Source organism: Amycolatopsis rifamycinica (genome assembly GCF_000695625.1).
Lineage (GTDB): Bacteria > Actinomycetota > Actinomycetes > Mycobacteriales > Pseudonocardiaceae > Amycolatopsis > Amycolatopsis rifamycinica.
Genome location: NZ_JMQI01000071.1, coordinates 1 through 24,672, shown reverse-complemented (window position 1 = coordinate 24,672; position 24,672 = coordinate 1). Strand labels below are relative to the sequence as shown.

General features: G+C 71.5%; 24 protein-coding genes and 1 tRNA gene. 9 read left to right on the top strand and 16 right to left on the bottom strand.

Translation table 11 applies throughout. The annotated features are described in order from the left end of the window. Positions 1–254: 254 nt before the first annotated feature. The 7 genes from DV20_RS34525 to DV20_RS34495 are packed head-to-tail and all read right to left on the bottom strand — an operon-like array spanning position 255 to position 6,408. Positions 255–818, bottom strand: coding sequence for a hypothetical protein (locus DV20_RS34525; RefSeq protein ID WP_043787425.1), 564 nt, complete (start codon positions 816–818; stop codon positions 255–257). Beyond that, positions 815–2,173, bottom strand: coding sequence for a hypothetical protein (locus DV20_RS34520; RefSeq protein WP_235191062.1), 1,359 nt, complete (start codon positions 2,171–2,173; stop codon positions 815–817). Before DV20_RS34520 ends, DV20_RS34525 begins: the two co-directional genes overlap by 4 nt. Further along, positions 2,170–2,973, bottom strand: coding sequence for an ABC transporter ATP-binding protein (locus tag DV20_RS34515; protein ID WP_043787423.1), 804 nt, complete (start codon positions 2,971–2,973; stop codon positions 2,170–2,172). The genes DV20_RS34520 and DV20_RS34515 overlap by 4 nt, the downstream gene beginning before the upstream one ends. Before the next feature lie 11 nt (positions 2,974–2,984). Continuing rightward, a complete protein-coding gene (locus DV20_RS34510; RefSeq protein ID WP_043787421.1) occupies positions 2,985–3,818 on the bottom strand; it encodes a zf-HC2 domain-containing protein in 834 nt (277 codons plus the stop codon). After that, positions 3,815–4,372 carry an RNA polymerase sigma factor gene (locus DV20_RS34505; RefSeq protein ID WP_043787419.1) on the bottom strand — a complete coding sequence of 186 codons (558 nt, stop codon included), beginning with the start codon at positions 4,370–4,372 and terminating at the stop codon, positions 3,815–3,817. Before DV20_RS34505 ends, DV20_RS34510 begins: the two co-directional genes overlap by 4 nt. 54 nt (positions 4,373–4,426) lie before the next feature. Then, positions 4,427–5,359, bottom strand: coding sequence for a MazG family protein (locus DV20_RS34500; protein ID WP_043787417.1), 933 nt, complete (start codon positions 5,357–5,359; stop codon positions 4,427–4,429). After that, a complete protein-coding gene (locus DV20_RS34495; RefSeq protein WP_235191061.1) occupies positions 5,356–6,408 on the bottom strand; it encodes a SurA N-terminal domain-containing protein in 1,053 nt (350 codons plus the stop codon). Before DV20_RS34495 ends, DV20_RS34500 begins: the two co-directional genes overlap by 4 nt. A gap of 85 nt (positions 6,409–6,493) precedes the next feature. Between DV20_RS34495 and DV20_RS34490 the strand changes: the two genes are divergently transcribed. Next, a complete protein-coding gene (locus DV20_RS34490) occupies positions 6,494–6,901 on the top strand; it encodes a hypothetical protein (RefSeq protein WP_043787415.1) in 408 nt (135 codons plus the stop codon). On the opposite strand, the gene DV20_RS44410 is transcribed toward DV20_RS34490, so the two are convergent. The 4 genes from DV20_RS44410 to DV20_RS34475 all read right to left on the bottom strand — a co-directional run bounded on the left by DV20_RS44410 (position 6,885) and on the right by DV20_RS34475 (position 12,559). Continuing rightward, positions 6,885–7,049 carry a DUF397 domain-containing protein gene (locus tag DV20_RS44410; protein ID WP_084093812.1) on the bottom strand — a complete coding sequence of 55 codons (165 nt, stop codon included), beginning with the start codon at positions 7,047–7,049 and terminating at the stop codon, positions 6,885–6,887. The two genes, DV20_RS34490 and DV20_RS44410, sit on opposite strands and share 17 nt — an antisense overlap. Then, positions 7,030–7,908 carry a helix-turn-helix domain-containing protein gene (locus DV20_RS34485; RefSeq protein ID WP_084093811.1) on the bottom strand — a complete coding sequence of 293 codons (879 nt, stop codon included), beginning with the start codon at positions 7,906–7,908 and terminating at the stop codon, positions 7,030–7,032. Before DV20_RS34485 ends, DV20_RS44410 begins: the two co-directional genes overlap by 20 nt. 96 nt (positions 7,909–8,004) lie before the next feature. Continuing rightward, a complete protein-coding gene (gene mfd, locus DV20_RS34480; protein ID WP_043787469.1) occupies positions 8,005–11,559 on the bottom strand; it encodes a transcription-repair coupling factor in 3,555 nt (1,184 codons plus the stop codon). Positions 11,560–11,641: 82 nt separating this feature from the next. After that, positions 11,642–12,559, bottom strand: a complete 918-nt coding sequence (locus tag DV20_RS34475; protein ID WP_043787414.1) for an LLM class flavin-dependent oxidoreductase — start codon at positions 12,557–12,559, stop codon at positions 11,642–11,644. 74 nt (positions 12,560–12,633) lie between these two features. On the opposite strand from DV20_RS34475, the gene DV20_RS34470 reads away from it, so the two are divergent. Beyond that, positions 12,634–13,431, top strand: a complete 798-nt coding sequence (locus DV20_RS34470; protein WP_043787413.1) for a helix-turn-helix transcriptional regulator — start codon at positions 12,634–12,636, stop codon at positions 13,429–13,431. Positions 13,432–13,495: 64 nt separating this feature from the next. Next, complete coding sequence (locus tag DV20_RS34465; RefSeq protein ID WP_043787412.1) at positions 13,496–14,677, top strand: PQQ-dependent sugar dehydrogenase; 1,182 nt, start codon at positions 13,496–13,498, stop codon at positions 14,675–14,677. A gap of 198 nt (positions 14,678–14,875) precedes the next feature. Here DV20_RS34465 and DV20_RS34460 read toward each other — a convergent pair whose 3' ends face one another. Together DV20_RS34460 and DV20_RS34455 are read right to left on the bottom strand one after the other, a co-directional pair. Then, the gene (locus DV20_RS34460) at positions 14,876–15,760 is read right to left on the bottom strand and encodes a serine hydrolase (RefSeq protein ID WP_043787411.1); all 885 of its coding nucleotides are present in this window, start codon (positions 15,758–15,760) and stop codon (positions 14,876–14,878) included. Positions 15,761–15,910: 150 nt separating this feature from the next. Beyond that, positions 15,911–16,639 (bottom strand): SDR family NAD(P)-dependent oxidoreductase, encoded by a 729-nt coding sequence (locus DV20_RS34455; protein WP_043787410.1) that lies wholly within the window; start codon positions 16,637–16,639, stop codon positions 15,911–15,913. Positions 16,640–16,669: 30 nt separating this feature from the next. On the opposite strand from DV20_RS34455, the gene DV20_RS34450 reads away from it, so the two are divergent. Both DV20_RS34450 and DV20_RS34445 read left to right on the top strand, forming a co-directional pair. Beyond that, positions 16,670–17,068: an NUDIX hydrolase gene (locus DV20_RS34450; RefSeq protein WP_043787409.1), complete on the top strand. Its 399-nt coding sequence runs from the start codon at positions 16,670–16,672 to the stop codon at positions 17,066–17,068. Further along, on the top strand, positions 17,065–17,457 hold the full coding sequence (locus tag DV20_RS34445) for an NUDIX hydrolase (RefSeq protein ID WP_043787408.1): 393 nt from the start codon (positions 17,065–17,067) through the stop codon (positions 17,455–17,457). The genes DV20_RS34450 and DV20_RS34445 overlap by 4 nt, the downstream gene beginning before the upstream one ends. Positions 17,458–17,508: 51 nt before the next feature. Here DV20_RS34445 and DV20_RS34440 read toward each other — a convergent pair whose 3' ends face one another. The 3 genes from DV20_RS34440 to DV20_RS34430 form a co-directional block, all read right to left on the bottom strand. After that, on the bottom strand, positions 17,509–18,405 hold the full coding sequence (locus DV20_RS34440; RefSeq protein ID WP_043787406.1) for a GNAT family N-acetyltransferase: 897 nt from the start codon (positions 18,403–18,405) through the stop codon (positions 17,509–17,511). Positions 18,406–18,438: 33 nt separating this feature from the next. Next, positions 18,439–19,032 carry a TetR/AcrR family transcriptional regulator gene (locus DV20_RS34435; RefSeq protein WP_043787405.1) on the bottom strand — a complete coding sequence of 198 codons (594 nt, stop codon included), beginning with the start codon at positions 19,030–19,032 and terminating at the stop codon, positions 18,439–18,441. A 95-nt stretch (positions 19,033–19,127) separates the two neighbouring features. Then, positions 19,128–20,093, bottom strand: coding sequence for an acyl-CoA desaturase (locus tag DV20_RS34430; protein WP_043787404.1), 966 nt, complete (start codon positions 20,091–20,093; stop codon positions 19,128–19,130). 192 nt (positions 20,094–20,285) lie between these two features. On the opposite strand from DV20_RS34430, the gene DV20_RS34425 reads away from it, so the two are divergent. The 4 genes from DV20_RS34425 (at position 20,286) to DV20_RS34410 (ending at position 24,646) form a co-directional block, all read left to right on the top strand. Continuing rightward, positions 20,286–20,357: transfer RNA gene (locus tag DV20_RS34425), tRNA-Gln, on the top strand. Positions 20,358–20,393: 36 nt separating this feature from the next. Next, a complete protein-coding gene (locus DV20_RS34420) occupies positions 20,394–22,148 on the top strand; it encodes a GGDEF domain-containing protein (RefSeq protein WP_043787402.1) in 1,755 nt (584 codons plus the stop codon). A gap of 48 nt (positions 22,149–22,196) precedes the next feature. Continuing rightward, a complete protein-coding gene (gene glmU / locus DV20_RS34415) occupies positions 22,197–23,669 on the top strand; it encodes a bifunctional UDP-N-acetylglucosamine diphosphorylase/glucosamine-1-phosphate N-acetyltransferase GlmU (protein ID WP_043787400.1) in 1,473 nt (490 codons plus the stop codon). Then, positions 23,666–24,646, top strand: coding sequence for a ribose-phosphate diphosphokinase (locus tag DV20_RS34410; protein ID WP_043787398.1), 981 nt, complete (start codon positions 23,666–23,668; stop codon positions 24,644–24,646). The genes glmU and DV20_RS34410 overlap by 4 nt, the downstream gene beginning before the upstream one ends. Positions 24,647–24,672: the final 26 nt, after the last annotated feature.

Genomic DNA, 24,672 nt, shown 5'->3' with positions numbered 1-24,672 from the left:
GCGCACCCACCGCCCGATGTGGCCTTCGGCGCGCTCAACGCACCGAAGGCCACAACTGGGGTCAGGCCTGAACTCGCTGGAGAAGTCGTCGTCGATGAGCAAGGTGGGAGCGGTGATCCGCGGGAGTTCCGGGAGCGAAGGCGTCGGCGGCGAGTTTCGGGTCGTGGAAGTGCCGGCCCGGATCCGCCGTCCCGGTGGATTTTCGCTGTGCCGGGTGCCGAAGGAGACTTTTTGCCGGAGTTCGCCGGCCGGACCTAGCGGCGGCCACCCCAGGCGGTGTACGCCGCGGCTCCCGTGACCGCCAAGGTCACCGCCGTCCAGGTCGCCACGGGCGTCTGCGGTGGCTGCAGGAGCCAAGCCGTCACCTGGCCGGCCGTGGAACCGTCGTGCGGGACGAACGGGCTGATCGCGCACCAGGCCAGCGGGAGCGTCCAGCCGAATTGGCCGCCCGCGATCGTGGCCGCCAGGCCGGCTAAGCCCGCCAGGCCGGCGGCGTCGCGCACGATGATCGACACCGGCACCGCCGACGGGCCCAGCTCCTGCACCGCCAGCACCAGCGCCCCGGCCACGACGCCGATCAGCGCCAGGTGCCCGAGCCGCCGCGCCGGCCACGGCAGGGCCGCCGCCCGGTCGAGGTCGGGGTCTTGGCCGCTCAGCCCGATCGCCGCCACCGCGATCGCCGCGGTCAGCGTCAGCACGACCAGGAGCACGCCCCACGAATCGCGCCCGAGGAACCACAGCCCGAGCGTCACCGACAGCAGCGCCGCCGACGCCGCCGGCAGCTGCCGCGAGCGGGCGTAGAGCGTTGCCCACCTCATCGCCGGGCTCCCGGCACCAGCGTGTCGAGCGGGTCGCCCTGGCAGCTCAGCAGCACCTGGCGCAGCGCGACGATCCGGGCGAACTGGACGTCCGGCGGCAACGCGCGGAACTTCGCCCACGCCGGCTCCACCAAGGGGGAGTTCCGGCGGAACCAGTTCCCGGCGTACTCGGGCAGCGCCCGCAGCTCGCCGGTGAAGTACGCCGCCGCGATCATGCGAGCGCTCATGTCGGACACCTCGCCGTAGCTCGGCGGCACGCACCCGGGCAGCCCGGCGCCGGACACCACCGCGGTCCGCAGGGCCGCCGCGTCCGCCGTGAGCAGGTCGTCGTTGAGCTGGAAGTCCAGGTAGACGACCCCGGGATCGCGGGCGGGCGGGGAGGTGTAGGAGTACGGCCCGGTCTGCTCCTCGATCCGGGTGGGCGCGCCGGGCAGCTTCGCCAGCAGCGCCAGTGCTTCCCGGCCCGGCCCGGCCAGTGCGGCCAGCATGTCCTCGTGCGCCCGGCTGACGCAGATCGGGCCGTCGCAGCGCTTCTGGGCGGCGACGGCGTCCGGCGTCAGCAGACCGTCGGTGGACGCCGGGAAGACCGGCAGGGCGATCGCCGCTCCGGCCAGCACCGGCAGCAGGCCGAGCACCCTGGCTCGCGCGGACTCCGCCGCCAGCAGCAGGAAGCCCGTCGCGGCGAGGCCTGCGAACCACACCGTCTGCCCGAGGTCCATCGAACCCGACGTCGTCACGAGCGCGCCCCGCGGCTGGCCGAGGGCCGGCGCCAGCAACGCGAACCGGGTGTAGGACATCGACAGCACCTGCGCGTCGACCGACGTCCAGGCCAGCACCGAGGCCACCAGGGTCAGCACGGCGAGCGCGGGCGCGGTCAGCGGGTGCGGCAGCAGCCTGCCGACCGCCAGGCCGACCCAGCTCCCCGCCACGACGGCGAGCAGGCCGACTCCGACGACCGGCAGGAAGCTCGCGGAGACGAACCCGCCGTGCCCGAGCACCTCGCCCAGCCCGACGGCGAAGACCAGCAGGAACCCGAGCGCGCTCAGCGCGCCCACCGCGCCGGCCAGCCGCAGCGCGCGGTGCCGTCCCGGCCGGGACGTCGTGGCCAGCAGCTCGGCCATGCCGGAGCGGCTGTCCCGCATGCCCTGGATCGCCCCGGCGCCGACCGCGATCGGCCACAGGAACACCAGCAGGAACCGCAGCCACAGCGCGGTGGTCGTCGTGTGCCCGGTCCACGGCGCGGGCACCTTCCACCACGGCCCGGACAGCAGGAACAGGAAGCCGAGCGCGACCAGGAGCAGCGCCAGCCCGGCCCAGGGCGCGATCGAGCGCCGGAGTTCGATGCGGAAGATCACCACGCCCCCTTGCCCGGCTCGTGGTTCAGCAGCGCCGAGTAGCCGCGCTCGATCGGGCTGTCGCCGGTGTGCTCCGGGGTGCCCGCGGCCGCCAGCTCGTGCGGGGTGCCCTGGAACACCAGCTTGCCCTCGGCGAACAGGATGACGTCGGAGCACGCCGTGCCCACGTCCTCGACCAGGTGCGTCGAGATCAGCACGCACGAGTCCCGCCCGAGGTCCTGCACCAGCTCGCGGAACCGGACGCGCTGCGCCGGATCGAGCCCGGCGGTCGGCTCGTCGAGCAGCAGGATGTCCGGGTCGTTGACGATCGCCTGCGCGATCCCGACTCGCCGCACCATGCCGCCCGACAGCGTTTTCATCCGGTCGTCCGCCCGGTCGGCGAGCCCCACCCGCTCGACGGCGCGCTGCACGGCGCCGGAGATGTCCTTTTTGGACATCTCCTTGAGCCAGGCGATGTACTCGACGAACTCCCGGACGGTGAACCGCTTGTAGAACCCGAAGTTCTGCGGCAGGTAGCCGATCCGCCGGCGCAGTGCGCGCAGCCCGGCGTGTCCCCCGGCGGGCACACCGAGCAGCGACAGCTCGCCCTCCGCAGGCCGGAGCACCGTCGCCAGTGCCCGGATCAGCGTCGTCTTGCCCGCGCCGTTCGGCCCGAGCAGGCCGTGCACCCCCTTGCCGAGCGACAGGTCCAGCCCGTCCACGGCCATTTTCCGGCGTCCCGCCCGCACCTTCAGCCCCTCGGCCCGGATCTCCCAGGCATAAGCCGCCGGCGCGACCTCGGCCGCTTCCACCGCACGCATGTTCTTCCTCCCTAGTTGCGTGCGCCGAGCCGGGTGAACGCGCCCTTGTGCAGGGCGACGACCACCGTCGTCAGCGCGAAGATCCCCGCCCACACCGGCCAGGCGCCGGTGCTGAAGGCGAACGTCGGCCGCTGGACCGCGACGGTCGGCAGCACCAGTGCCGCGACCCACACCGCGACCAGCGCGTACGCCGCCCGGGTGACGCCGATCAGCCCGCCCAGCGCGAGCGTCCCCGTCGTGAAGGCCAAGCTCGGCAGCAGCCAGAGCGCCGGCGCCGTGCCGGTCAGCCACCCCGCGACGCCGAGCACCGGCAGGACGACGACGAGCACGGCCAGCGTCCGCCGCGCGACCAGGTACAGCCCGGCCCGCGGCGTCGCGACGACGACTTCGTACGCCGGATCCAGCCCCCGTGCCCACGACGCGGCCACGCCGAGCACCGGCAGCACCGGCGCGAACAGCTGCACCGCCGTCACGTCCAGCACCGACCGCCCGACGTGGTCCAGCACCACCGCGAGCAGGGTGACCAGCACGATCATCCCGAGCCACGGCGTCATCGCCGGGGTGACCCAGGTGTCGAGCCACCGCCGCCGTCGCCGCGCCGGCCTGGGCCGGGCCCGGGCCGTCCGGGGTGGGGACTCGTGGAACGGGCCCGCCGGCAGCAGGACCTCGGCCGAAAGCCGGTTCCAGACCAGGTCCACCACCGGCTGGACCGGCGCCACCTCCGCGAGCCGCGCCCGGCACAGCGGGCACGACTCGAGGTGGGCTTCCAGGCCCCACAGCTGGTCACCCGGGAGGTCCTCGCCCGCCACGTACGCGGCGATGAGCCGCTCCGGCGCATGGTTCATGACAGTGCCTCCCGCAACGCGATCCGCGCCCGCCGCGCGCGGGTCTTGACCGTTCCCTCCGGCAACCCCAGCAGGACCGCGGTCTCCCGGACGGTCAGCCCGTCCAGCACCATCGCCTGCAGCACCGCCCGCAGCTCCGGCGCGAGGTCGCGCAGCGCGACGCCGACCTCGTCACCGATCGTCGCCGCCAGCGCCTCGTCTTCGGCCGCCACCACCGGGGCGACGTCGAGCGCCACCTCCGGCGGCGGCTGGGCGTGGTGCGCCCGGCGCCGGAACGCGTCGACCAGCCGGCGCGCGGCGATCGTCCACATCCAGCCGACCGCGCTCCCGCCGGTGGCGGCGCCGGCGAACGACCCGGCCGCCCGCCAGACGGCCAGGAACGTCTCCTGCATGACCTCCGCGACGATCTGCTCGTCCGCGCACCGGCGGCGCAGGCGCACGGCGAGCCAGGGCGCCGTGCGGCGGTAGAGCTCCTCGAACGCCGCGCGATCGCCCTTGGCCGTGCGCCGGACGAGGTGCTCCTCGTCGGCGTCCTCCAGTGGCTTCTGTCTCACACCAGGCAAGACGCCGGATCGTCCGGAACGGTTCTCACCCGAATGTGTGCTGCGTCACACCGGACGAGTGGGCCAGAACTTCCGCCAGCCGTCGGCCTCCAGGGTCGTCGGCTCCAGCCCGGCGTCGCGGGCGGCCTGCTCGGCGGCCTGGATGTCCTTCGCGAACTGCTTCGCCAACGCCCTCAGCTCGCCTTCGGCGTCGACACCCGCCCGGCGCGCGGTGGCCGCGATGCGGAACAGCTGGGCGGACGCACTGGTCCCTTCGGGGAAGAGGTCGAGCGGGATGCCCGCGCGCCCGGAGCGCTGCCCGAGCTTGCCCGCCAGCGCGACGGCGGGCTGGCCGAGCGCCACGCCGTCCACAATGGACCGACGTTGCTTCTCGCGCTGCTTCAGCTCTTCCCACTTGACGTTCTGGTGCTCGACGGTGTGCACCTGGTCGCCGCCGGCGAAGACGTGCGGGTGCCGACCGACGAGCTTCGCGACCAGGCCCGCGGCGACGTCGTCGATGCCGAACGGATCGGCCGGGTCCTCGGCCGCGACCCGCGCGTGGAAGAGCACCTGCAGCAGGACGTCGCCGAGTTCTTCGCGCAGCGCCTCGCGATCGCCTTCTTCGATGGCGTCGAGCAGCTCGTAGGTCTCCTCGACCAGGTACTGCCGCAGCGAATCGTGCGTCTGCGCCGCGTCCCACGGGCAGCCGCCCGGCGAGCGGAGCCGGTCCATCACGTCGGCGGCCTCGACCAGCGGCGGCACCGGCGTCTCGATGACCTCCGCGCCGGTCGCGATGAGCAGCGCCGCCGCGGGCTCGTCCCGGGACCCGGCGAGCAGCACGACGTCCTTCAGCGAGGGCGCCTCGGTGACGGCCGGGACGCCGAACGCGGCCGGGTCGACGTCCGTGGCGGCGTAGACGGCGGGTGAGTCACGCAGGATCTTGAGCGCCGCACCGGGCAGCGTCGTCCCGCGGACGACTACGACGACACCCGCGCTCACTGCTGGGTACGACCGGACCCACCCGGGGACAGCACGAGGCCCTGAGTGGCGTCCTCGTCCGGCGCGAGGTTCATGGTGACGACATCCCACACGCCGTACCGCTTGTTGACGCGCACGCCGAGTTCGTCGAACAGCGGCTGCGTCTGCCGCATGCCGATCGCCGTCTTCGTGGCGGCGTCGAGCTCCGGCGCCTGCTCGGTGGCGACGGGCTGGTCCGAACGCTGCCGGATCATCCCGACGAACCAGGCGCGCGGGGTGTTCGGGAACGGGAAGACCACGGCCGAGCCGACCGGCGAACCGAAGAGCGGCCCGGCGGCCAGCGAGCCCACCTGGGCGGCCGGCAGCACCTCGCCCACGCCGGCGAACGCCGGGACCGACTCGGGGCTCTGCCCCATCTGGGCGGCCCGCTGCCGCAGCGACGTCAGGTACTGGCCGTCGGCCTGCAGCCGCTTGGCCGAGGCGGCCGGGTCGGCCGCGAACTGCCGGGCGAGGTCGAAGGCGGCCTTCTTCGCGTCGGCGCCCTCGACCTGGGCGCCGGTCGTGGGGTCCGGCACCAGGCCGACGGAGGTGTAGTCGAAGGTGACCGACGCGTTCGGCACGACCTTGTCGGCCAGCGCCTGGGCGAGGTAGGTGTCGGTCAGTTCCTCGCGGTGGTCGCGCACGCGGGCGACGACCTGGGTCATCGCCTGGGCCTCGTTGCTCGCGTCGGCGGGCACCGGGCCGTTCAGGGGGTCCTTGGCCAGCTGGGCGTCGATCTGCGCGTAGTTGGGCCTGATGCCCTGCTTCTCGGCGGCCTTGACGAGCAGCTCGTGCAGGACGAGCCGGCTGACGACGGCCCGGCCGACCACGTCCAGCTTGTGCTCGCCGGCGAGCTTCTGCGCGATCGGCTGCTCGCGGACGGCTTTGTTGATGAGTTCCTGCACCTGGTCGATGGAGACGGTCCGGTCACCGATGACGGCGGCCGCACCGACCTGGCTGGGGCCCGAGCCACACCCGGTGAGCAGAAGAGCACCGGCAACGACCGCGACCAGCGCGCGAGGGCGCCCCATGATCCGCATCACAGGCCATACCCTCTCACACCATCGCCCCCGAAACGCAACACCCATGGGGTCCGGACGGCGCTAATGTCGATTTATGGACCAGTGGCTGACGATCGAGGTGTTCGACGGCGAGCATTCGGCGTCGTTGTGGCGGCTGTCCCGCGGTGACGCGCTCACCGAGGCCGCTCTGACGAACGGCGCTGAGCAGTGGGTTTGGCACGAGCACCGCTGGGGTGTGGTGCTCGAGATCGAGTTCGCGACCGGGGAGCAGCGCGACGCGTTCCGCACGTTGCCGGTCGTGACGGCGGCCCTGGACGCGGTCCCGGACCCGGCGCGGGGGTTGCTCGTGTACCCGGGGCGGGGTGGAGGCGCGGGGTCGAGGATGCCGCGGACTCCCCGGCCGCTGCCGATGGCGGGGGCCGGGGCGGTTCCGGTGCCGGTGGAGTCGGTGCGGATGGGGCTGGCGGAACCGTTGCCGCCGATGTTCAGCGAAGTCGGGTAAGGAGTTCGCGCCAGGCCGGGGTGGAGGCGGTGAGGATGCCGCCTTCGCGGTCCTTGGTGTCCCGGATCAGGACTTGAGGACCGGTGGCCACCTCGACACACTCATCACCGTTGGTGCTGTAGCTGCTCTTACGCCAGGTCACCGTCATCTCGCCGCACTCCTGATGAGTAGAGGTTCTTCGCCAGGTCGGCGATGAACTCCCTCGATTGTGCCCGATCGAGGGCGACCCGATCGAGCCCTTCGAGCACTCGACGGTAGGCCACCACCTCCGCAGGCTCCTCGAGGAACAGCCCGGACACCTCACTGTCGATGTAGATGACCGGACTGAAATCCGCCGACTCAATCAACTTGAAATGCCCCGCCATCGCGGGATGACCACCGCATCGGGCGGGAACGATCCGGATTGAGATGTTGCCGCGCTCAGCGAGCCGATCGAGCTGGCGAAGCTGGCCACGCATGACATCGGGCGCTCCGCGCCCGATGGGCAGCCGAAGCACGAATTCGTGTAGGTAGAAATCAAAGGTGACGGTGGGCCTCTTGTCGAGGACCACCTGCCGGGCCATCCGAGCGAACACCAGCTCATCGATGTGGTCCGGATCGGTCGCGTTGCCGATCTCCGCGATCAAGCTCCGGGCGTAGTCGGCGGTCTGCAGCAATCCGGGCACCGAGCAGCCATGGAACTGCGACATGGCGGTGGCCCGTTTCTCGTGCCAGATCAAGGTGCGCAGCTGGAGCGGTTTCTCGAGAAGCCCAGGTGTGCGCATTTCGTCGCCCATGGCCATCAGCTCGTGGTATTCCGCACCCTTCACGCCCAAAACCGTCAGAAGCCGAGCCAAGTTCACCGGATCCGGCCGGGTGCGCCCGCGGGTCACCGCCGATACCCACTGCGCACTCATCTCCAGGCGCCGGGACATCTCCCGGACACCCCAGCCCTTCTCCGCCATGCGCTCGAGGAGCCGTTCACCAAGCTGCCTTGCCCGGATGTTCGGCTCGCGATATTCCGCCATGCGCCGAACGTAGAGCCACCACCGACAGAAACCCAGGCGCCACAACGGAAAGTCCCCCGAAATGGCGCCGGGTGTCCGCTCCCCTTTACACCGGGCCTAAACAGCGGCGGTTTTCTTCGTCAGCTGGACCAGCAGTTTCGTGCACCAATCCAGAAGCTCTTCGTCCCGCAGCGTCGGCGCTCCGATCCGCCCACCGGCCGGGCCCTCCGTCGGCTTCGGCACCGACACCGTGTTCGTCACCGCCTTGAACACCGCCTTCGGGTACAGCCGCTTCAGGCGCACCATCTGCGAGTCCAGCAGGGGCAGGGGCGCGAACCGGATGGTGTTGCCCTGGACCGCCACCTCCGTCACGCCCGCTTCGCGACACGTGTGCCGGAAACGCGCCACCGCCAGCAGCCGGTTCACCGGGGCCGGCGGCTGGCCGTAGCGGTCGATCAGCTCTTCGCGGACCGCGTCCAAGCCCTCCGTGTCCGGCGCTGCCGCGATCTTGCGGTACGCCTCGAGGCGCAGCCGCTCACCCGGGACGTAGTCGTGCGGGATGTGCGCGTCGATCGGGAGGTCCACGCGGACTTCCGCCAGCTCTTCCTCTTCGGAAGTCTCCGCGCCCGCGTGCCGCCGGAACGCGTCGACCGCTTCGCCGACCAGCCGCACATACAAATCAAATCCGACGCCCGCGATGTGCCCCGACTGCTCCGCGCCGAGGATGTTGCCCGCGCCGCGGATCTCCAGGTCCTTCATCGCGACCGCCATGCCCGCGCCGAGCTCGGTGTTCTGGGCGATCGTCGCCAGGCGGTCGTGCGCGGTTTCCGTCAGCGGCACCTCCGGCGGGTACAGGAAGTACGCGTACCCGCGCTCACGCCCTCGCCCGACCCGGCCGCGCAGCTGGTGCAGCTGCGCCAGTCCCAGCAGGTCGCCGCGCTCGACCAGCAGGGTGTTGGCGTTCGAAATGTCGAGCCCGGTTTCGACGATCGTGGTGCACACCAGGACGTCGTACTCGTTTTCCCAGAAGCCCTGGATGATCTTCTCGAGCTTGTCCTCGTTCATCTGGCCGTGCGCGGTGACCACGCGCGCCTCCGGCACCAGCTCGCGGATCCGCCGCGCCGCCTTCTCGATCGAGGAGACGCGGTTGTGGACGTAGAAGACCTGGCCGTCGCGCAGCAGCTCGCGGCGGATGGCCGCGCCGACCTGCTTGTCGTCGTACGCGCCGACGTACGTGAGGATCGGGTGGCGGTCTTCCGGCGGGGTCAGGATGGTCGACATCTCGCGGATGCCGGCCAGCGACATCTCCAGCGTGCGCGGAATGGGTGTCGCCGACATCGTCAGCACGTCGACGTGCGTCCGCAGGGCCTTGATGTGCTCCTTGTGCTCGACGCCGAACCGCTGCTCCTCGTCGACGATGATCAGACCCAGGTCCTTCCAGCGGACGCCGGTCTGCAGCAGGCGGTGCGTGCCGATGACGATGTCGACCTCGCCCGCGGCGAGCTGCTCCAGGATCAGGTCGGACTCGGTCTTGTTCGTGAAGCGGGACAGGCCCTTGATCGTCACCGGGAAGGAGCGCATGCGCTCGGTGAAGGTGTTCAGGTGCTGCTGGGCGAGCAGCGTCGTCGGCACGAGGACCGCGACCTGCTTGCCGTCCTGGACCGCCTTGAACGCCGCCCGCACGGCGATCTCCGTCTTGCCGTAGCCGACGTCACCGCAGATGACGCGGTCCATCGGGACGCCGCGTTCCATGTCGGCCTTGACCTCGTCGATCGCGGCGAGCTGGTCGTTCGTCTCGGTGAAGGGGAACGCGTCTTCCAGCTCGTGCTGCCACGGCGTGTCCGGGCCGAACGCGTGCCCGGGCGCGGACTGGCGCGCCGCGTACAGCTGGACGAGCTCGGCGGCGATCTCCTTGACCGCCTTCTTGGCCTTGGCCTTGGTGTTCTTCCAGTCGGAGCCGCCGAGCTTGTTGAGCGTGGGCAGCTCGCCGCCGACGTACCGGGAGACCTCGTCGAGCTGGTCGGTGGGCACGAACAGCCGGTCGCCCGGGTGGCCGCGCTTGGAGGACGCGTACTCCAGCAGGAGGTACTCGCGGGTGGCGCCCGCGACCGTCCGCTGGACCATCTCGACGAACCGGCCGATGCCGTGCTGGTCGTGCACCACGTAGTCGCCGGCCTTGAGCGCCAGCGGGTCGACCGCGTTGCGCCGCCGCGACGGCATCTTGGTGTTCAGGTCCTTTGTGGACGTTCCGGCGCCCGCGCCGCGGCCGGTGAGGTCCGCTTCGCTGAGCACGACCAGGGCGCGCTCCGGCGAGACGAACCCGTCGGTGAGGCCGCCGCAGGTGACCGTGACCATGCCCGCGGCCGGGGCGTCCTTGAGGCCGTCGCCGGCCTGGGTCGCCGGGACGTCGGCGCTGGTGAGCTGCTCCACCGCGCGCGCCGCGGTGCCCTGACCGGCGACGACGAGCACCGCCGTGCCGCCCGCCGCGGTGTGGGCGCGCAGGTCCGCCGTCGCGCGCTCGAGCTCGCCGCGGTAGCCGGGCGCGGCCTCGACCGAGACGCGGTAGACGTCCGGGTCTTCGCTGGTCAGCTGGGTGATCGTCCACCAGGGGCGCTGGGTGTGCTGCGCGTGGGAGGCGATCTCTTCGAGCCCGCGGTAGGCCGACGCGCCGAGGTCGATCGGGGCCTGCCCGCCCGCCGCGGCCGTCGTCCAGGAGGCTTCGAGGAACTCCTGGCCGGTGCGGACGAGGTCGGCGGCGCGGGCGCGGATCTTCTCCGGGTCGGTGAGCAGGACGTGGGTGCCCACCGGCATCGCGTCGGTGAGCAGCTCGAGCTCGCCTTCGCAGAGGACCGGGATGAGCGCCTCCATGCCCTCGACCGGGATGCCGTCGGCGAGCTTGGTGAGCATCTCGGCCAGGTGCGCGTCGGCTTCGTACGTCTTCGCCAGTTCCGCGGCCTTTTCCTTGACCGGCGGGGTGAGCAGCAGCTCCCGGCACGGCGGCGCGGTGACCCGCGGGATCTCGCCGGGCAGCGACCGCTGGTCGGAGACGGCGAACGCGCGGATCTCGCTGACCTCGTCGCCCCAGAACTCCACCCGGACGGGGTGCTGCGCGGTGGGCCCGAACAGGTCGAGGATGCCGCCGCGGACGGCGAACTCGCCGCGTTTCTCGACCATGTCGACCCGGGTGTACGCCAGCTCGACCAGCCGCTCGAGGAGACCCTCGAAGCTCTGCTCTTCGCCGACGACGAGGTCGACCGGGGCGAGCGAGCCGAGCCCGGGCGCCATGGGCTGGATCAGGCTGCGCACGGTGGCGACGACCACGCGCAGGTCGTCGTCCCCGGTCTTCAGCCGGTGCAGCACCTCGAGCCGGCGGCCGACGGTGTCCGCCCGCGGGGACAACCGCTCGTGCGGCAGGGTTTCCCAGGAGGGGAAGTCGGCGACTCTGTCCTGGCCGATGAGGGCTTTCAGGGCCGCGGTCAGCTCGTCGGCCTCCCGCCCGGTGGCGGTGACGGCGAGCACGGGCCTGCCGGCCCCTTCGTCGGAGGCGACAGCGGCGGCGACGAGCTGCCGCGCGGCGATCGGCCCCTGCAGCTCGAGCAGCGGCGCGCCGGCGCGCTCGACCACCCCGCGCAGGGCCGGGTCGGGAAGGATGGCGGTGAGGAGTCCGGACAGTGGAGCGTCGGTCACGGTCCCAGCCTACGTGCCACCCCCGACAGGTTTCCGATCACGGCTGGTCCGCGCCCCGAGCGGGTGGTCAACAGCGCAGCAGGTCCACGACCTCGGCCACACGGGGCAGCTGCTCGTCGAACACCTTCGGGTCCGTGCTCGCGATACGCAGCAGGAAGTGCTCCACGCCTTCGTACTCGCGCAGCCGCGCGGCCACCTCCGCGGCACTGCCGCTCACCTGCATCTGGATCCCCTGGACGAACGCCGCCGGGCGCCCGTAGTTGCTCTGGCAGTACTCCTCCAGCAGCACCTGCCCGCGGTCGGCGTCGTCCTCCACCAGGACCGTCGCGAACAGCGCCGGGGTCACCGGCCGGGACGACGAAGCGCGGATCCGGGCCAGGCCGGTGCCGTAATCCGCCGGGTCCGGCGGGTACGGCAGCCAGCCGTCGTACAACCGGGCGACGCGCTCCAGCGCGCCCGGCGTGTACGCCGCCAGCCACACCGGTGGCCCGCCGGGGCGAGCGGGCGCCGGGAACACCGGCAGCGAGTCGTGGTGCAGGACCGTGCCGTGGAAGGACTTCTCGCCGCTCCAGGCCGCGCGCCAGAGCGCCACGATGTCGTCCAGGCGGGCCCGGCGGCGCTCCCACGGCACGCCCGCGAACGCGAACTCCGGCTCGCTGCGCCCGGCGAACCCGGCGCCGACGGCCACCGTGAGGCGGCCGGCACTCAGCAGGTCGATCGAAAGCAGCTGGTTCGCCGTCAGGATGGGGTTGCGCAGGGCCGGGAGCAGCGCGGACGTCCCCAGCGTCACCCGGGAGGTCTGGGCGGCGAAGGCGGACAGCACCGCGAGCGCGTCCAGGGGCGCCCGCGCGAGGGTGTCGCCGACCCAGACCGAGTCGAGGCGGAGCTCTTCCGCGGCGACGGCCGTGGTGACCAGCTCGGGCGCGGTCCGCCCGGCGTCGAGGATGGGCTGGTAGGTCGGGATGACCAAGCCGTAGTTCGTCATGGGCGAAGCTTCGCCGCACCCGGGTATGCCCTCAATTCCCCGCGGGGAATGGACCGGCCGAGCAGGATGGACCCGTGGACTTCGGAACGGCGCTCAAGGACTGGCGCACCCGGCGGCGGATCAGCCAGCTCGACCTGGCCCTGCGCGCGGGCACGACCCAGCGGCACGTCAGCTTCATGGAGAGCGGGCGTTCGGTGCCCGGCCGCGGCATGGTCCTGCGGGTCGCCGAATCCCTCGAACTCCCCCTGCGCGAGCGCAACGGCCTGCTGCACGCGGCCGGCTACGCGCCGACGTACCCCGAGACGCGGCTCGACGACCCGGCGATCCGCCCGGTCCTCGACGGCCTGCGGCGGCTGCTCGACGGCCACCGCCCCTACCCGGCGATCGTCGTCGACCGCTACGGCGTGCTGGTCGCGGCGAACGACGGGTTCGGGCTGCTCACCGAGGGCGTCGGGCCGGAGCTGCTGCGCGAACCGGTGGACACGTTGCGGCTGGCGTTGCATCCCCGCGGGGTGGCCCCGCGCGTGGCCAACCTCGACGACTGGGCGCGGCACATCCTCGAACGCCTCCGCAACGACCTGGCCCGCACGCCGGACGAACGGCTGGCCGCCCAGCTCGCCGAGCTGACGGGGTACCTGCCGCCGGCCACCGCGCCGGGCCCGGAGCACCTGGGGTTCGCGGTCCCGGTCCGCCTGGCCACGTCGATCGGCGAGCTGCGGCTGATCACGGCGATCACCACCTTCGCGACGGCGGCGGACGTGACCGTGTCGGAGCTGAAGCTGGAGACGTTCCTGCCCGCGGACGCCGAGACCGCGGAACGGCTTCACACCACCAGCAACGTCGGCAGCGGCACTCCTCCCCGGTTAGGGTGATCTGGAGTTCCTCACCCGCGCGGCGGCGAACGGCGATTTCACCGCTTGATGGCAGGATGAGCCCATGCGGTGTGCGCTGGGTCTCATCAGTGTCCTGTTCCTGCTGGTCATGGGCTGCTCGGGAGCGGCGAGCGAGCCGGTGCAGAGCGTCCCGCCGGCGCCCACCCCGGCCGCCGCGAGCGGGGGCTTCAAGGTCGAGACGGTGACCGCCGGGCTGGAGCACGGCTGGGACGTCGGCTTCCTGCCCGACGGCGGCATCCTCGTGCCGCAGCGGCCCGGCAAGCTCGCGCTCGTCCGGGGCGGGCGGGCGGCGGAGGTGCGCGCCGACTTCTCCGACGTCCTGGTCAAGGGCGAGGGCGGGCTGCTCGGCATGGTCGTCAGCCCGGACTTCGCGACCAGCCGCGAGTTCATCACCTGCCAGGACCACCAGGAAGGCGGCAAGGCCGTCGACATCCGGCTGGTCACGTGGAAGCTGGCCGCCGACGGCGGGAGCGCGACGAAGGTGAAGGACCTGCTCACCGGGCTGCCGGTGAACCCGAGCGGACGCCACTCCGGCTGCCGCCCGACGTTCGCCCCGGACGGCGCGCTGCTCGTCGGCACCGGCGACACCGCACGCGCGTCGATCGCCCAGGACCGCCACTCCCTCGGCGGCAAGGTGCTGCGGCTCGACGCGAAGACCGGGAACCCGTTGCCGGACAACCCGTTCATCAACGCGAGCGACCGGCGCGAGCAGCTGATCTACACCTACGGCCACCGCAACGTCCAGGGCGTGGCGATCCGCCCGGGCAGCGGCCAAGTGATCACCGCCGAGCACGGCCCGACGTTCGACGACGAGGTCAACCTGCTCAAGCCGGGCGCCAACTACGGCTGGGACCCGTCGAAGGGCGGCACGGAGTCCGGCTACGACGAGAGCGTCCCGATGACCGACCTCAAGCGGTTCCCGGACGCGGTCAGTCCACTGTGGACGTCCGGCGAAATCACCGAGGCGATCAGCGGCAACGCCTTCCTGACCGGCGCACAGTGGGGAGCGAACGACGGCGCGCTCGTCGTGGTGGCGCTGAAGGGCCAGAAGCTGCTGCTGTACCACTTGGACGAGGCGGGCAAGGTCCTCGACGTGACCCTGCCCCCGGAGTTCGACGACAAGTTCGGCCGCCTGCGCGCGGCCCGCAGCGGCCCGGACGGCGCCCTGTACGTGACCACGTCGGACGGAACGGACGACAAGCTGCTGAAGGTCACGCCCGCCTGATCATGTGAAAAGCACGGCCACCGGGTGCCGTGGGCACTTCCGCCGGGGCGGGGGATTGCGGAACATGGTGTGCAGCAGAAGTTTCCGCCCTCCCCCCGACGCGTGTTGGACGCGGCCGAAGAGAGCGTTCCCGCGACAGCACCGCGCCGGTCCCCGGGCGCCGTCGCCGACCTGGCGACCCGGGGGCCGGCATCCACTTCAGGCCTTGCCTGCCTTGAGCGAGGCCTTCAGCGTGCCGATGGCCGTGGTCAGTGCCGTGGTGGCGGTGGGCCAGCCGATGGTTTCGCTCCAGGACGCCATCACGGCGACCGCGTAGAAGCCGGACGCGGTCCGGACCAGCCCCGTGGTGTTGAGCACCCGCCGGGCCTCCGAGCTGCCCCAGCCCTGCTTCACTGCCCAGTGCGCGCCCGGGAAGGCGCTCGGGATCCCGAAGTGCTGGTCGAAGCCGTCGACGGCGGTGCGCGGCGCGTTCTCCATCGCCTCGGTGACGAACCCGCGTTCTTCTTCGGACAGTTTCGCGGTGATGTACCGGTACACCGTGACGACGTCGGTGGGCGACATCCGGGTGGAGCCCCACTGGCCGGCGTCGGCCGGCGGCGTGGTGTGCGCCAGCCCCAGCTTCGCGACCTGCCGCCGGACGATCTCCGCTCCGCCGTTCTGCTGCCACAGGCGGCTGGCGACGCGGTCGTCGCTGGCCGAAAGCATGGTCCGGACGGCCGTCGCTTCGCTGCCGGAGGGCACTCCGGCGCGGTCGATCAGGTCGAGGGCGATGAGCAGCTTCACCACGGACGCCGTCGGCTGGGGCTGGTCGGCCTTCCAGCTCGTCTCGACCGCGCAGGCGTCCAGGTCGACGATGGCGATGCCGAGACGCGGGTCCTTCCCCTTGCTCAGCAGCGCTTGCCGGGCTTCGGCGACGGCGCTCGCCTGCTTGCCCGCCGGACCGGCCGGCGCCGAAACGCACTGGGCGCGCCAGTTGTCGCTTCCGGAGCCGCTGTTGAGCGCGAAGGCGGTGAGTACGCCCCCGACCACGACGACCGCGGCGATGGCCACGCGCACCTTGACGTTGCCGAGTTGCTTGAGCAACGGACCACCTCCGCCGGACGAGTGAGGAATCCGAAGCTATTGCGGAGGTCGACCGCGGGTATCGCCCGATGAGCCGGTCTGTTTTGGCCATCCGGCGGACAACCGGGCCGGGCCGGGCGCGCACATCGGCCGAACGGCCGATGTGCACCCTTATCTGCCCAGGTAAGCCCCGCCGTTGACGTGCAGCACCTGCCCGGTCACGTGCCCGGCGGCCGGGCTCGCCAGGAACGTCACCACGGCGACGACGTCGTCCGGCGTTCCGGGACGCTTGTTCATCGTGTTGCCGATCAGCCACTCGCGCCGCTGGTCGCTCAGCTGCCCGTGGAAGAACTCGGTCTCCCCGATCAGGCCCGGCGCGACGACGTTCGCGGTGATCCCGCGCGGGCCGAACTCCCGGGCCACGCTCACGTTCCAGCCTTCGACCGCGGCTTTCGCGGCACCGTAGGACCCGGCGCCGGTGTGCGCGGCGATCGACCCGATAGTGATGATCCGCGCGCCGTCGGCGAGGCGCTCGCGCAGCGCGTGCGTCACCAGCGCGGCACTGACCACATTGGACCGCAGGTTCCGCTCGAACGCGGCCGCGAAGCCGGCGAGCCCGGTTTCCCCGCCGCCCTCGGAGAAGTCCGTGTTGCCCCCGGCGTTGTTGACGAGAACGTCGACACGGTCCGGCAACTCCGCCAGTGCGGCTTCGACCGCCGCGGGATCGGCGGCGTCGAACACGACGGGCCGCGCGCCCGCGAGCGTCGCGGCTTCGGTGAGCACCTTCTCCCGGCGCCCGGTGATCGTGACGCGCTCGCCGGCCCGGGCGAAGGCCGCCGCCACGGCGTAGCCGATGCCCGTACCGCCGCCCGTCACCACGATTTCCCTGTTGTTCGCCATGAACCCGACCCTAGTGCCTACGATCGGAGGATGAGCGAGATCGACAAGGTCGCCTGGATCCGGGTGCGGGACGGCCGCATCCTGGCCGCTCGTTCGCGCGGCAAGGACAAGTTCTACCCGCCGGGCGGCAAACGCGAGCCGGGCGAAACCGACGCCGAGACGCTGATCCGCGAGATCCGCGAGGAACTCGGGGTGGAGATCGACGCGGCGACGATCACCCCGGCGGGCAAGTTCGAGGGCCAGGCCCACGGCCACGCGGAGGGCACGCTCGTCCACACGACGGCCTACTCGGCGGACTACCGGGGAACACCGAGGGCCTGCGCGGAGATCGAGGAGATCGCCTGGCTCGGCTACGCGGACCGGCCGCGGGTTTCGCTGGTGGCCCAGCTGGTCTTCGACCACCTCCACGAAACCGGCAAGCTGCGGTGATCGACAAGATCGCCTGGCTCCACCTGCGGGACGGCCGGATCCTCAGCACGCGTTCGCGCGGCAAGGAGGTCTACTACCTCCCCGGCGGCAAGCGCGAGCCCGGCGAGACCGACCACGACACGCTGGTCCGCGAAATCCGCGAAGAGCTCGACGTGGCGATCGTGCCGGAGTCGATCGCCGCGGCGGGAACGTTCGAGGCGCAGGCGGACGGCCATCCGGCGGGCACGCTGGTGCGGATGACCTGCTACACCGCCGGGTACCGAGGCACCCTTGAGGCGAGCAGCGAGATCGAAGAGATCGCCTGGCTCGAACACGCCGACCGCGGCCGGGTTTCCGCGGTGGACCAGCTCATCTTCGACCACCTCCACGAAACCGGCCGGCTGCGGTGACGGGCGGTTCCGGCGGCCAGGCCGGCCTCGGCGTCACCGCTGCCGCCCGCGTCACCCGCGCTTGATCAGCGGCGCGTCCCGCGAAAACGCCCGGAACCCCACGCTGTAGTACAACTCCCGCGCCGGTGCGGGCTCGCCCATGCAGGCGACCGTCGCGTGCCGGGCGCCCGCGGCCGCGGCCAGGTGCATCCCGTGCAGCAACATCGCGCGCGCCAGCCCCCGGCGCCGGTAGGCCGGGTGCGTGCCGACCGGCTCGAACTCGACCGTCGCGTTCACCTCGTCGAGCCACAGGATCGCCGAGCACGCCATCGTTCCGTCCGGCGCCTCCACCAGGACGTGCAGGTCGCCGCGGTAGCCCGGCGCCTGCCGTACGCCGAAGTACGACGCCACCGTGTACGACGTCGGTGTCCACGCGTCCACGTGCGCCTGCACCACCGCTTCCGGCGGAACCTCCGAAGCGGTGCGGAAGGAGAATCCGGCCGGCAGCGCCGGCTGCTCGACATCGGTGAGTTCGCGCTCGTTGAGCTGCGACCACGCGTCGGGCGCGTCGGGTTCGTAGCCGTGCGCCGCCCAGCGCCGCAAGCCGTGCGCGTCGGCCGCCGCCGGCAGCACCGTGCGCTCGACGCCCGCCGCCGTCTTTTCGCACCAGCCGATCACGTCGTCGACCAGCTCCGCGTGCCCGGGATCCACCTGGTACGCCAGGTACGCGCCGGTGATGTCCTTGACCGACCCGTCGTCGCGCCGCACCCGGCGCGGCAGCTCGGCCCGGCCCCACGCGACGAGTTCCCCGTCCGCGAACCACAGCCGGCGCTCGCCGTCGCCGCCGGTCCGGCCCCAGTTCCAGGCCAGCTCGCCGAACGACGCGTCGCTGTTCACCAGCTCCGGGTGGGTGGCGGTGATCCGCTGCGCCAGACCCTGCATCAGCCGCAGGTCACCGAAATCGGCCATACCCACTACTGTGGCAGGGCCGTCGAGCCGTTTTCAGCCCAGCCGCAGCTTCGGCTTGTGCTCCAGGTGCGACAACCCGTTCCACGCCAGGTTGACCAGGTGCGCCGCCACCTCGTCGCGCTTGGGCTTGCGCGCGTCCAGCCACCACTGGCCGGTCAGCGCCACCATGCCCACCAACGCCTGCGCGTACAGCGCGGCCAGCTTCTCGTCGTAGCCGAGGGAACCGAACTGCTGGGCCAGGATGTGCTCCACCTGGCTCGCGATGTCGTTGAGCACCGTGGAAAACGTCCCCGTCGAACTCGCCACCGGGGAATCGCGCACCAGGATGCGGAAGCCGTCGTGGGAGTCCTCGACGTAGGACAGCAGCGCGATCGCCGCCTGTTCCAGCATCACCCGCGGGTGACCGCCGTGCAGCGTCGAGACCATCCGGTCGAGCAGCAGCTGCGTTTCCCGGTCGACGACGACCGCGTAGATGCCTTCTTTGCCGCCGAAGTGCTCGTACACCACCGGTTTCGACACGTTGGCGCGGTGGGCGATCTCCTCGATCGACGTGCCGTCGAAACCCTTCTCGGCGAACAGGGCCCGCGCCACGTTCAGCAGCTGCTGCCGCCGCTCCGTCCCGGTCATCCGCACGCGGGCCACCGGGGCGGCCGGACGCGCCCCGGTGACCTGCTGCTCGCGCTTCGAACGTCGTCTCCCCGCCATCGGGGCAGCCTAGTTGACTAGCCCTTTTCGGTGGCGATTCGGGCCAGGCGCTGCGGCGTCGGCCAGCGGACGTCGTGCACCCAGCCGAACTTCTCGAAGATCCAGATCAGCCGCGCGGAGATGTCGATCTGGCCCCGCTTGACGCCGTGGCGCGCCGACGTCGGGTCCGCGTGGTGCAGGTTGTGCCACGACTCGCCGAACGAGAAGATCGCCAGCGGCCAGAAGTTCGCGGACTTGTCGCGGGCGGCGAACGGGCGCTCGCCGATCATGTGGCAGATCGAGTTGACCGACCACGTCACGTGGTGCAGCACGCAGATGCGGACCAGTCCGGCCCAGAAGAACGCCGTCACCGCGCCCCACAGCGACCACGAGATCAGCCCGCCCAGCAGCGCCGGCAGCAGCAGGCTGACCAGGGCCCACAGCCAGAACAGGTCGTCGACCTTCTTGATGGCCGGGTCCTTCACCAGGTCCGGCGCGAAGCGCTCGGCGTTGGTCGTGTCGCGCTCGAACAGCCAGCCCATGTGGGCGTGCCAGAAGCCCTTCGCGATGGCCCACGGCGAGGTGCCGAACGCCCACGGCGAGTGCGGGTCGCCGTCGCGGTCCGAGAACGCGTGGTGGCGGCGGTGGTCGGCGACCCAGGTGATCACCGGGCCCTGCAGGGCGATGCTGCCCGCGATGGCCATGAGCACGCGCAGCCACTGCTTGGCCTTGAACGAGCCGTGCGTGAAGTAGCGGTGGTACGACACGGTGATGCCGAGCCCGCTGATCGCGTAGAACACCACGAAGATGCCGACGTCGACCCAGCTCAGTCCCCAGCCCCACGCGAACGGCACCGCGGCCAGGAGGGCCACGAGCGGTGCGATCACCCCGAAGTAGACCGACAGCTGCACGCCGATTCCGCGCTTGCCGTCGATGACAGGTTTGGGCCCCTTGGGGGCCGGGGGCTCCCCGGTGGGCTGGGAGCGGTCGAGCGTGGCCGTCATACGCTTCACTTCTTCCTACACGGGCACGCCTTCTCGTAAGGGCGCCCTAACCTACGATGCCGTAAGTTACGGTACAGGAGGTTCGGGCGCCTGGGGAGAGCCCGAACTCACACCTGAGTACCCGGCAGACCGGCGCCTAACGCATCCCCCGCGCGGACGACACCCGATCGTCGCTATCCTGACCAGGTTCGATCCGCCGTAGTGTAATCGGCAGCACTTCAGATTTTGGTTCTGACAGTTCAGGTTCGAATCCTGGCGGCGGAGCAGCAGAAGGAACCGGAAACCCACGACACCGGGAGGTTGGCGCTGACCGACGAGGCGACCGATCCGGTGACGGCCAGGCGACCCGCGCTGGCCGAGATGTCCGACGCCTGGCTGGTCGGGCGCGCGCGGGAGCTGATCGCCGCGGTCCAGCGGCACGAGTACACCCAGCAGCTCGAGATCGTCGCGATGATGGACGAGCTGCTCGACGAGACCCAGCGGCGGGGTGAGCCCCTGCTCGTGGCCCAGCTGCTGCGCTCGTCGGCCCTCGCCCGGCTGGCCACCAAGGGCCTGGCCGCGGAGGCCGAACCCCGGCTCGACGAGATGCTCGCGCACACCCGGCGGCACGGCATCGCCCTGCTGCGGGCGGACGCGCACGCGCTGCGCGGGCGGCGGCTGGTGATCGCCGCGCAGGAGGACGCCGCGCTCACCGAGATCGCCAGGGCGCTGGCCATCCTGGACGACTCCGCCATCCCGGACCGGCAGGTCGGCCTGCGGAACTGGAACCGGCTGCTCTCCTCGACGCTCATCGACTGCTGGCTGGTGCTCAACCAGCTCGGCGTCTACGAAGCGGCCGAGGAGGCGATCGGCCGGGCCGCCGCGGCGATCCGCGAGAGCGCGAGCCCGCACGACATCGCCCTGCAGCTGATCAACCGGATCAAGATGCTGCTCGGCTGGGGCCTGCGGCTGGAGCGCATCGACGAGTACGACGAGAGCGCCGAGAAGTTCCGCACCGCCGCGTCGATGGGGCAGGCCGCCGAAGGCCCGTTCGCCGAGTCGCTGTTCCCGCGCCGGGCCGACGTCAAGGCGATCGACCAGGTCGGCGTGCTGGCCGCCGCGCCGGCGTTGAACCAGCCGGGCGCCGAGCACATCGAGCGGCTGCAGAACCTCTACAACGAGCGTGCTTTCGGGCACGACCGGGAGATCGTCGCGATCGCGCTGGCCCGCTGCCTGGACAAGGAGGGCCGGCGCGACGAGGCCCTCGCGGTCCTGCGCGAGACCCGCCAGTCCATCTCGGACGACACCTCGCAGCCGTCGATGCGGCTGAACATCGCCCGCGAGCTGGCCCGGCTCGACACGAGCCCGGACTACGCGTCCGGCGCGAGCGAGTCGCTGATCGACTACGCGCGGCGGCTGGAGTCGGAGATGTGGAGCCTGCGCGAGTCGCAGATCGCCACGCTGAACGCCCGCCGCGAGCACGAACGGCTGTCCGCCGAGCACGGCGCGATCACCCAGCAGGCCCTGCAGGACCCGCTCACCGGCCTGCCGAACCGGCGCGCGCTGGACGAGAAGCTGCGCCAGCTGGCGTCGTCGGCCGACGCGCAGCCGCTGGCCGTCGCCCTGGTCGACCTCGACGGCTTCAAGGGCGTCAACGACAAGCAGTCGCACGCCGAAGGCGACAACGTGCTGCGTGTCGTGGCGAGCACGCTTCGTGACGCGTTGCGCGGCGACGACCTGGTGGCACGCTACGGCGGCGACGAGTTCATCGTCCTGTTGCCGGGCACACCGGCGTCCGCGGCGAAGATGGCGCTCGGGCGCGCGGTGAAGTCCGTCTCGAACCTGCCCCACCACCTCTCGCACGGCGTCACGCTGTCGATCGGACTCGTGTCGTTGCGGCCGCAGGAGCGGGGCGAGCAGGTGCTCGCGCGCGCGGACGCGGCCATGTACCAGGCCAAACGCGGCGGCGGCAACCAGGTCGCGTCGGCGAACTCCATGGCCGCCGACCCCGCCGCGGCCTGGGCGAGCGAGGCACCTCCCACCGACCCCGCGTGGGACGCCGAAGAGCACAGTTAGGATCAGTGCCCGACAGAAGCCATCTTGTGGTAACCGTTGGGAGCGCCGTTGACCGGCCCGCTGAGCACGTTGATCCTCGCCGCGGGTGAGGGCACCCGCATGCGTTCCACGACGCCGAAGGTGCTGCACCCGATCGCCGGGCGGCCCCTGGTCGAGCACGCCGTCCGGGCCGCCGCCGGCCTGCACCCCGAACACCTCGTCGTGGTCGTCGGCCACGGCCGCGAACTGGTCGGCGAGCACCTCGCGGGGGTCGGGACCGCCCTCGGCCTCCCGGTCGGCACCGCGGTGCAGGACCAGCAGAAGGGCACCGGCCACGCCGTGTCCTGCGCGCTCGCGACGCTGCCCGCCGACCTCACCGGCACCGTGATCGTCAGCTACGGCGACGTCCCGCTGCTCGACACCGCCACCCTCGGCGCGCTGCTCGACGAGCACACCGAGGCGAAGAACGCGGTCACCGTCCTCACCTCCGTGGTCGCCGACCCGACCGGCTACGGCCGGATCGTGCGCGACAGCGACGGCAAGGTCACCGGGATCGTCGAGCACAAGGACGCCACCCCCGAACAGGCCGGGATCACCGAGATCAACTCGGGTGTCTACGCCTTCGACGCGGCGGTGCTGCGCGACGGCCTTTCGCGCCTCTCGACCGACAACGCCCAGGGCGAGCTCTACCTCACCGACGTGCTCGGCATCGCGAACGGCGACGGGCTGCACGTCGGCGCGCTGGTCGTCGACGACCCGTGGCTGACCGAAGGCGTCAACGACCGCGTGCAGCTGTCGGCGCTCGGCGCCGAGCTCAACCGCCGGATCGTGCAGCGCTGGCAGCGCGAGGGCGTCACGGTCGTCGACCCGGCCACGACCTGGATCGACGCCGGCGTGACCCTCTCCCGCGACGTCGTCATCGAGCCCGGTGTCCAGCTCAAGGGCACGACGTCGGTCGGCGAAGGCAGCACGGTCGGGCCGGACAGCACGCTGACGAACGTCACCATCGGCGCGGGCGCCTCGGTGGTCCGCGTGCACGGCTCGGACTCGGAACTCGGCGACGGCGTCAACGTCGGCCCGTTCACCTACCTGCGGCCGGGCACGAAGCTGGGCGTCAAGGCGAAGCTGGGCGCGTTCGTCGAGACGAAGTCCGCCGACATCGGTGCCGGCACGAAGGTGCCGCACCTGACCTACGTGGGTGACGCCACGATCGGTGAGCACAGCAACATCGGGTGCTCCAGCGTGTTCGTGAACTACGACGGGGTGAACAAGCACCGGACCGTTATCGGGTCGTATGTCCGGTTGGGTGCGGACAACACCTTCGTCGCCCCGGTGCACATCGGTGACGGCGCTTACAGTGGTGCGGGTGCCGTGATCCGCGAAGACGTCCCGCCAGGCACACTCGCGGTGTCGGCGCCGCCGCAGCGCAACATCGAAGGCTGGGCGATCCGGCGCCGGCCGGGTACGCCCGCGGCCGAGGCGGCCCAGGCCGCCCTCGACGCCGATTCAGCAGCAGGAACCGACGGGGAGTCACCAGCATGAGTCCGAAGCAAGGGACGCCGAAGAAGAACTTGATGCTCTTCTCCGGACGCGCGCACCAGGAGCTCGCCGAAGAAGTCGCCCAGCACCTCAACGTGACGATCACCCCGCAGACGGCGCACACGTTCGCCAACGGCGAGCTGTTCGTCCGGTTCGAGGAGTCCGTCCGCGGCACCGACGCCTTCGTCATCCAGGCGCACACCACGCCCATCAACGAGTTCGTGATGGAGCAGCTGATCATGGTGGACGCGCTCAAGCGGGCGAGCGCGAAGCGGATCACCGTCGTGATGCCGTTCTACCCGTACGCGCGCCAGGACAAGAAGCACAAGGGCCGCGAGCCGATCTCGGCGCGGCTGATCGCGGACCTGTTCAAGACCGCGGGCGCCGACCGGATCATGACGGTCGACCTGCACACCGCGCAGATCCAGGGCTTCTTCGACGGACCGGTCGACCACCTGATGGCGCAGACCGTGCTGGCCGAACACATCAAGAAGACCTACGGCGACGCCGACATCACGGTCGTCTCGCCGGACTCGGGCCGCGTGCGGCTGGCCGAGAAGTGGGCGCAGACGCTGGGCGACCGCCCGATCGCGTTCATCCACAAGACGCGCGACCCGGACAAGCCCAACCAGGCGATCGCCAACCGCGTGGTCGGCAAGGTCGAGGGCAAGCTCTGCGTGCTGATCGACGACATGATCGACACCGGCGGCACGATCGTGAAGGCCACGGAGGCGCTGATCGACGAGGGCGCGGCCGACGTCGTCATCGCGACGACCCACGGCATCCTGTCCGACCCGGCCACCCAGCGGCTTTCGGAGTGCAAGGCGCGCGAGGTCATCGTGACGAACTCACTGCCGATCCCCGAGGAGAAGCGCTTCCCGGGGCTGACGGTGCTGTCGATCGCGCCGATGCTGGCCGAGGCCATCCAGCAGGTCTTCGAAGACGGCTCGGTGACGTCCCTCTTCGACGGCAACGCCTGACCCGTCGTGAGTGGTGAGGCGGGTGC

Coding starts and splice junctions, on each gene's coding strand:
- DV20_RS34495 (WP_235191061.1), bottom strand. CDS start 6,408: ATGGGGCGCCCTCGCGCGCTGGTCGCGGTCGTTGCCGGTGCTCTTCTG.
- DV20_RS34450 (WP_043787409.1), top strand. CDS start 16,670: ATGAGCGAGATCGACAAGGTCGCCTGGATCCGGGTGCGGGACGGCCGC.
- DV20_RS34515 (WP_043787423.1), bottom strand. CDS start 2,973: ATGCGTGCGGTGGAAGCGGCCGAGGTCGCGCCGGCGGCTTATGCCTGG.
- DV20_RS34455 (WP_043787410.1), bottom strand. CDS start 16,639: ATGGCGAACAACAGGGAAATCGTGGTGACGGGCGGCGGTACGGGCATC.
- DV20_RS34525 (WP_043787425.1), bottom strand. CDS start 818: ATGAGGTGGGCAACGCTCTACGCCCGCTCGCGGCAGCTGCCGGCGGCG.
- DV20_RS34435 (WP_043787405.1), bottom strand. CDS start 19,032: ATGACCGGGACGGAGCGGCGGCAGCAGCTGCTGAACGTGGCGCGGGCC.
- DV20_RS34490 (WP_043787415.1), top strand. CDS start 6,494: ATGGACCAGTGGCTGACGATCGAGGTGTTCGACGGCGAGCATTCGGCG.
- DV20_RS34430 (WP_043787404.1), bottom strand. CDS start 20,093: ATGACGGCCACGCTCGACCGCTCCCAGCCCACCGGGGAGCCCCCGGCC.
- DV20_RS34475 (WP_043787414.1), bottom strand. CDS start 12,559: ATGACGAACTACGGCTTGGTCATCCCGACCTACCAGCCCATCCTCGAC.
- DV20_RS44410 (WP_084093812.1), bottom strand. CDS start 7,049: ATGACGGTGACCTGGCGTAAGAGCAGCTACAGCACCAACGGTGATGAG.
- DV20_RS34485 (WP_084093811.1), bottom strand. CDS start 7,908: ATGGCGGAATATCGCGAGCCGAACATCCGGGCAAGGCAGCTTGGTGAA.
- DV20_RS34465 (WP_043787412.1), top strand. CDS start 13,496: ATGCGGTGTGCGCTGGGTCTCATCAGTGTCCTGTTCCTGCTGGTCATG.
- DV20_RS34440 (WP_043787406.1), bottom strand. CDS start 18,405: ATGGCCGATTTCGGTGACCTGCGGCTGATGCAGGGTCTGGCGCAGCGG.
- DV20_RS34410 (WP_043787398.1), top strand. CDS start 23,666: ATGAGTCCGAAGCAAGGGACGCCGAAGAAGAACTTGATGCTCTTCTCC.
- DV20_RS34510 (WP_043787421.1), bottom strand. CDS start 3,818: ATGAACCATGCGCCGGAGCGGCTCATCGCCGCGTACGTGGCGGGCGAG.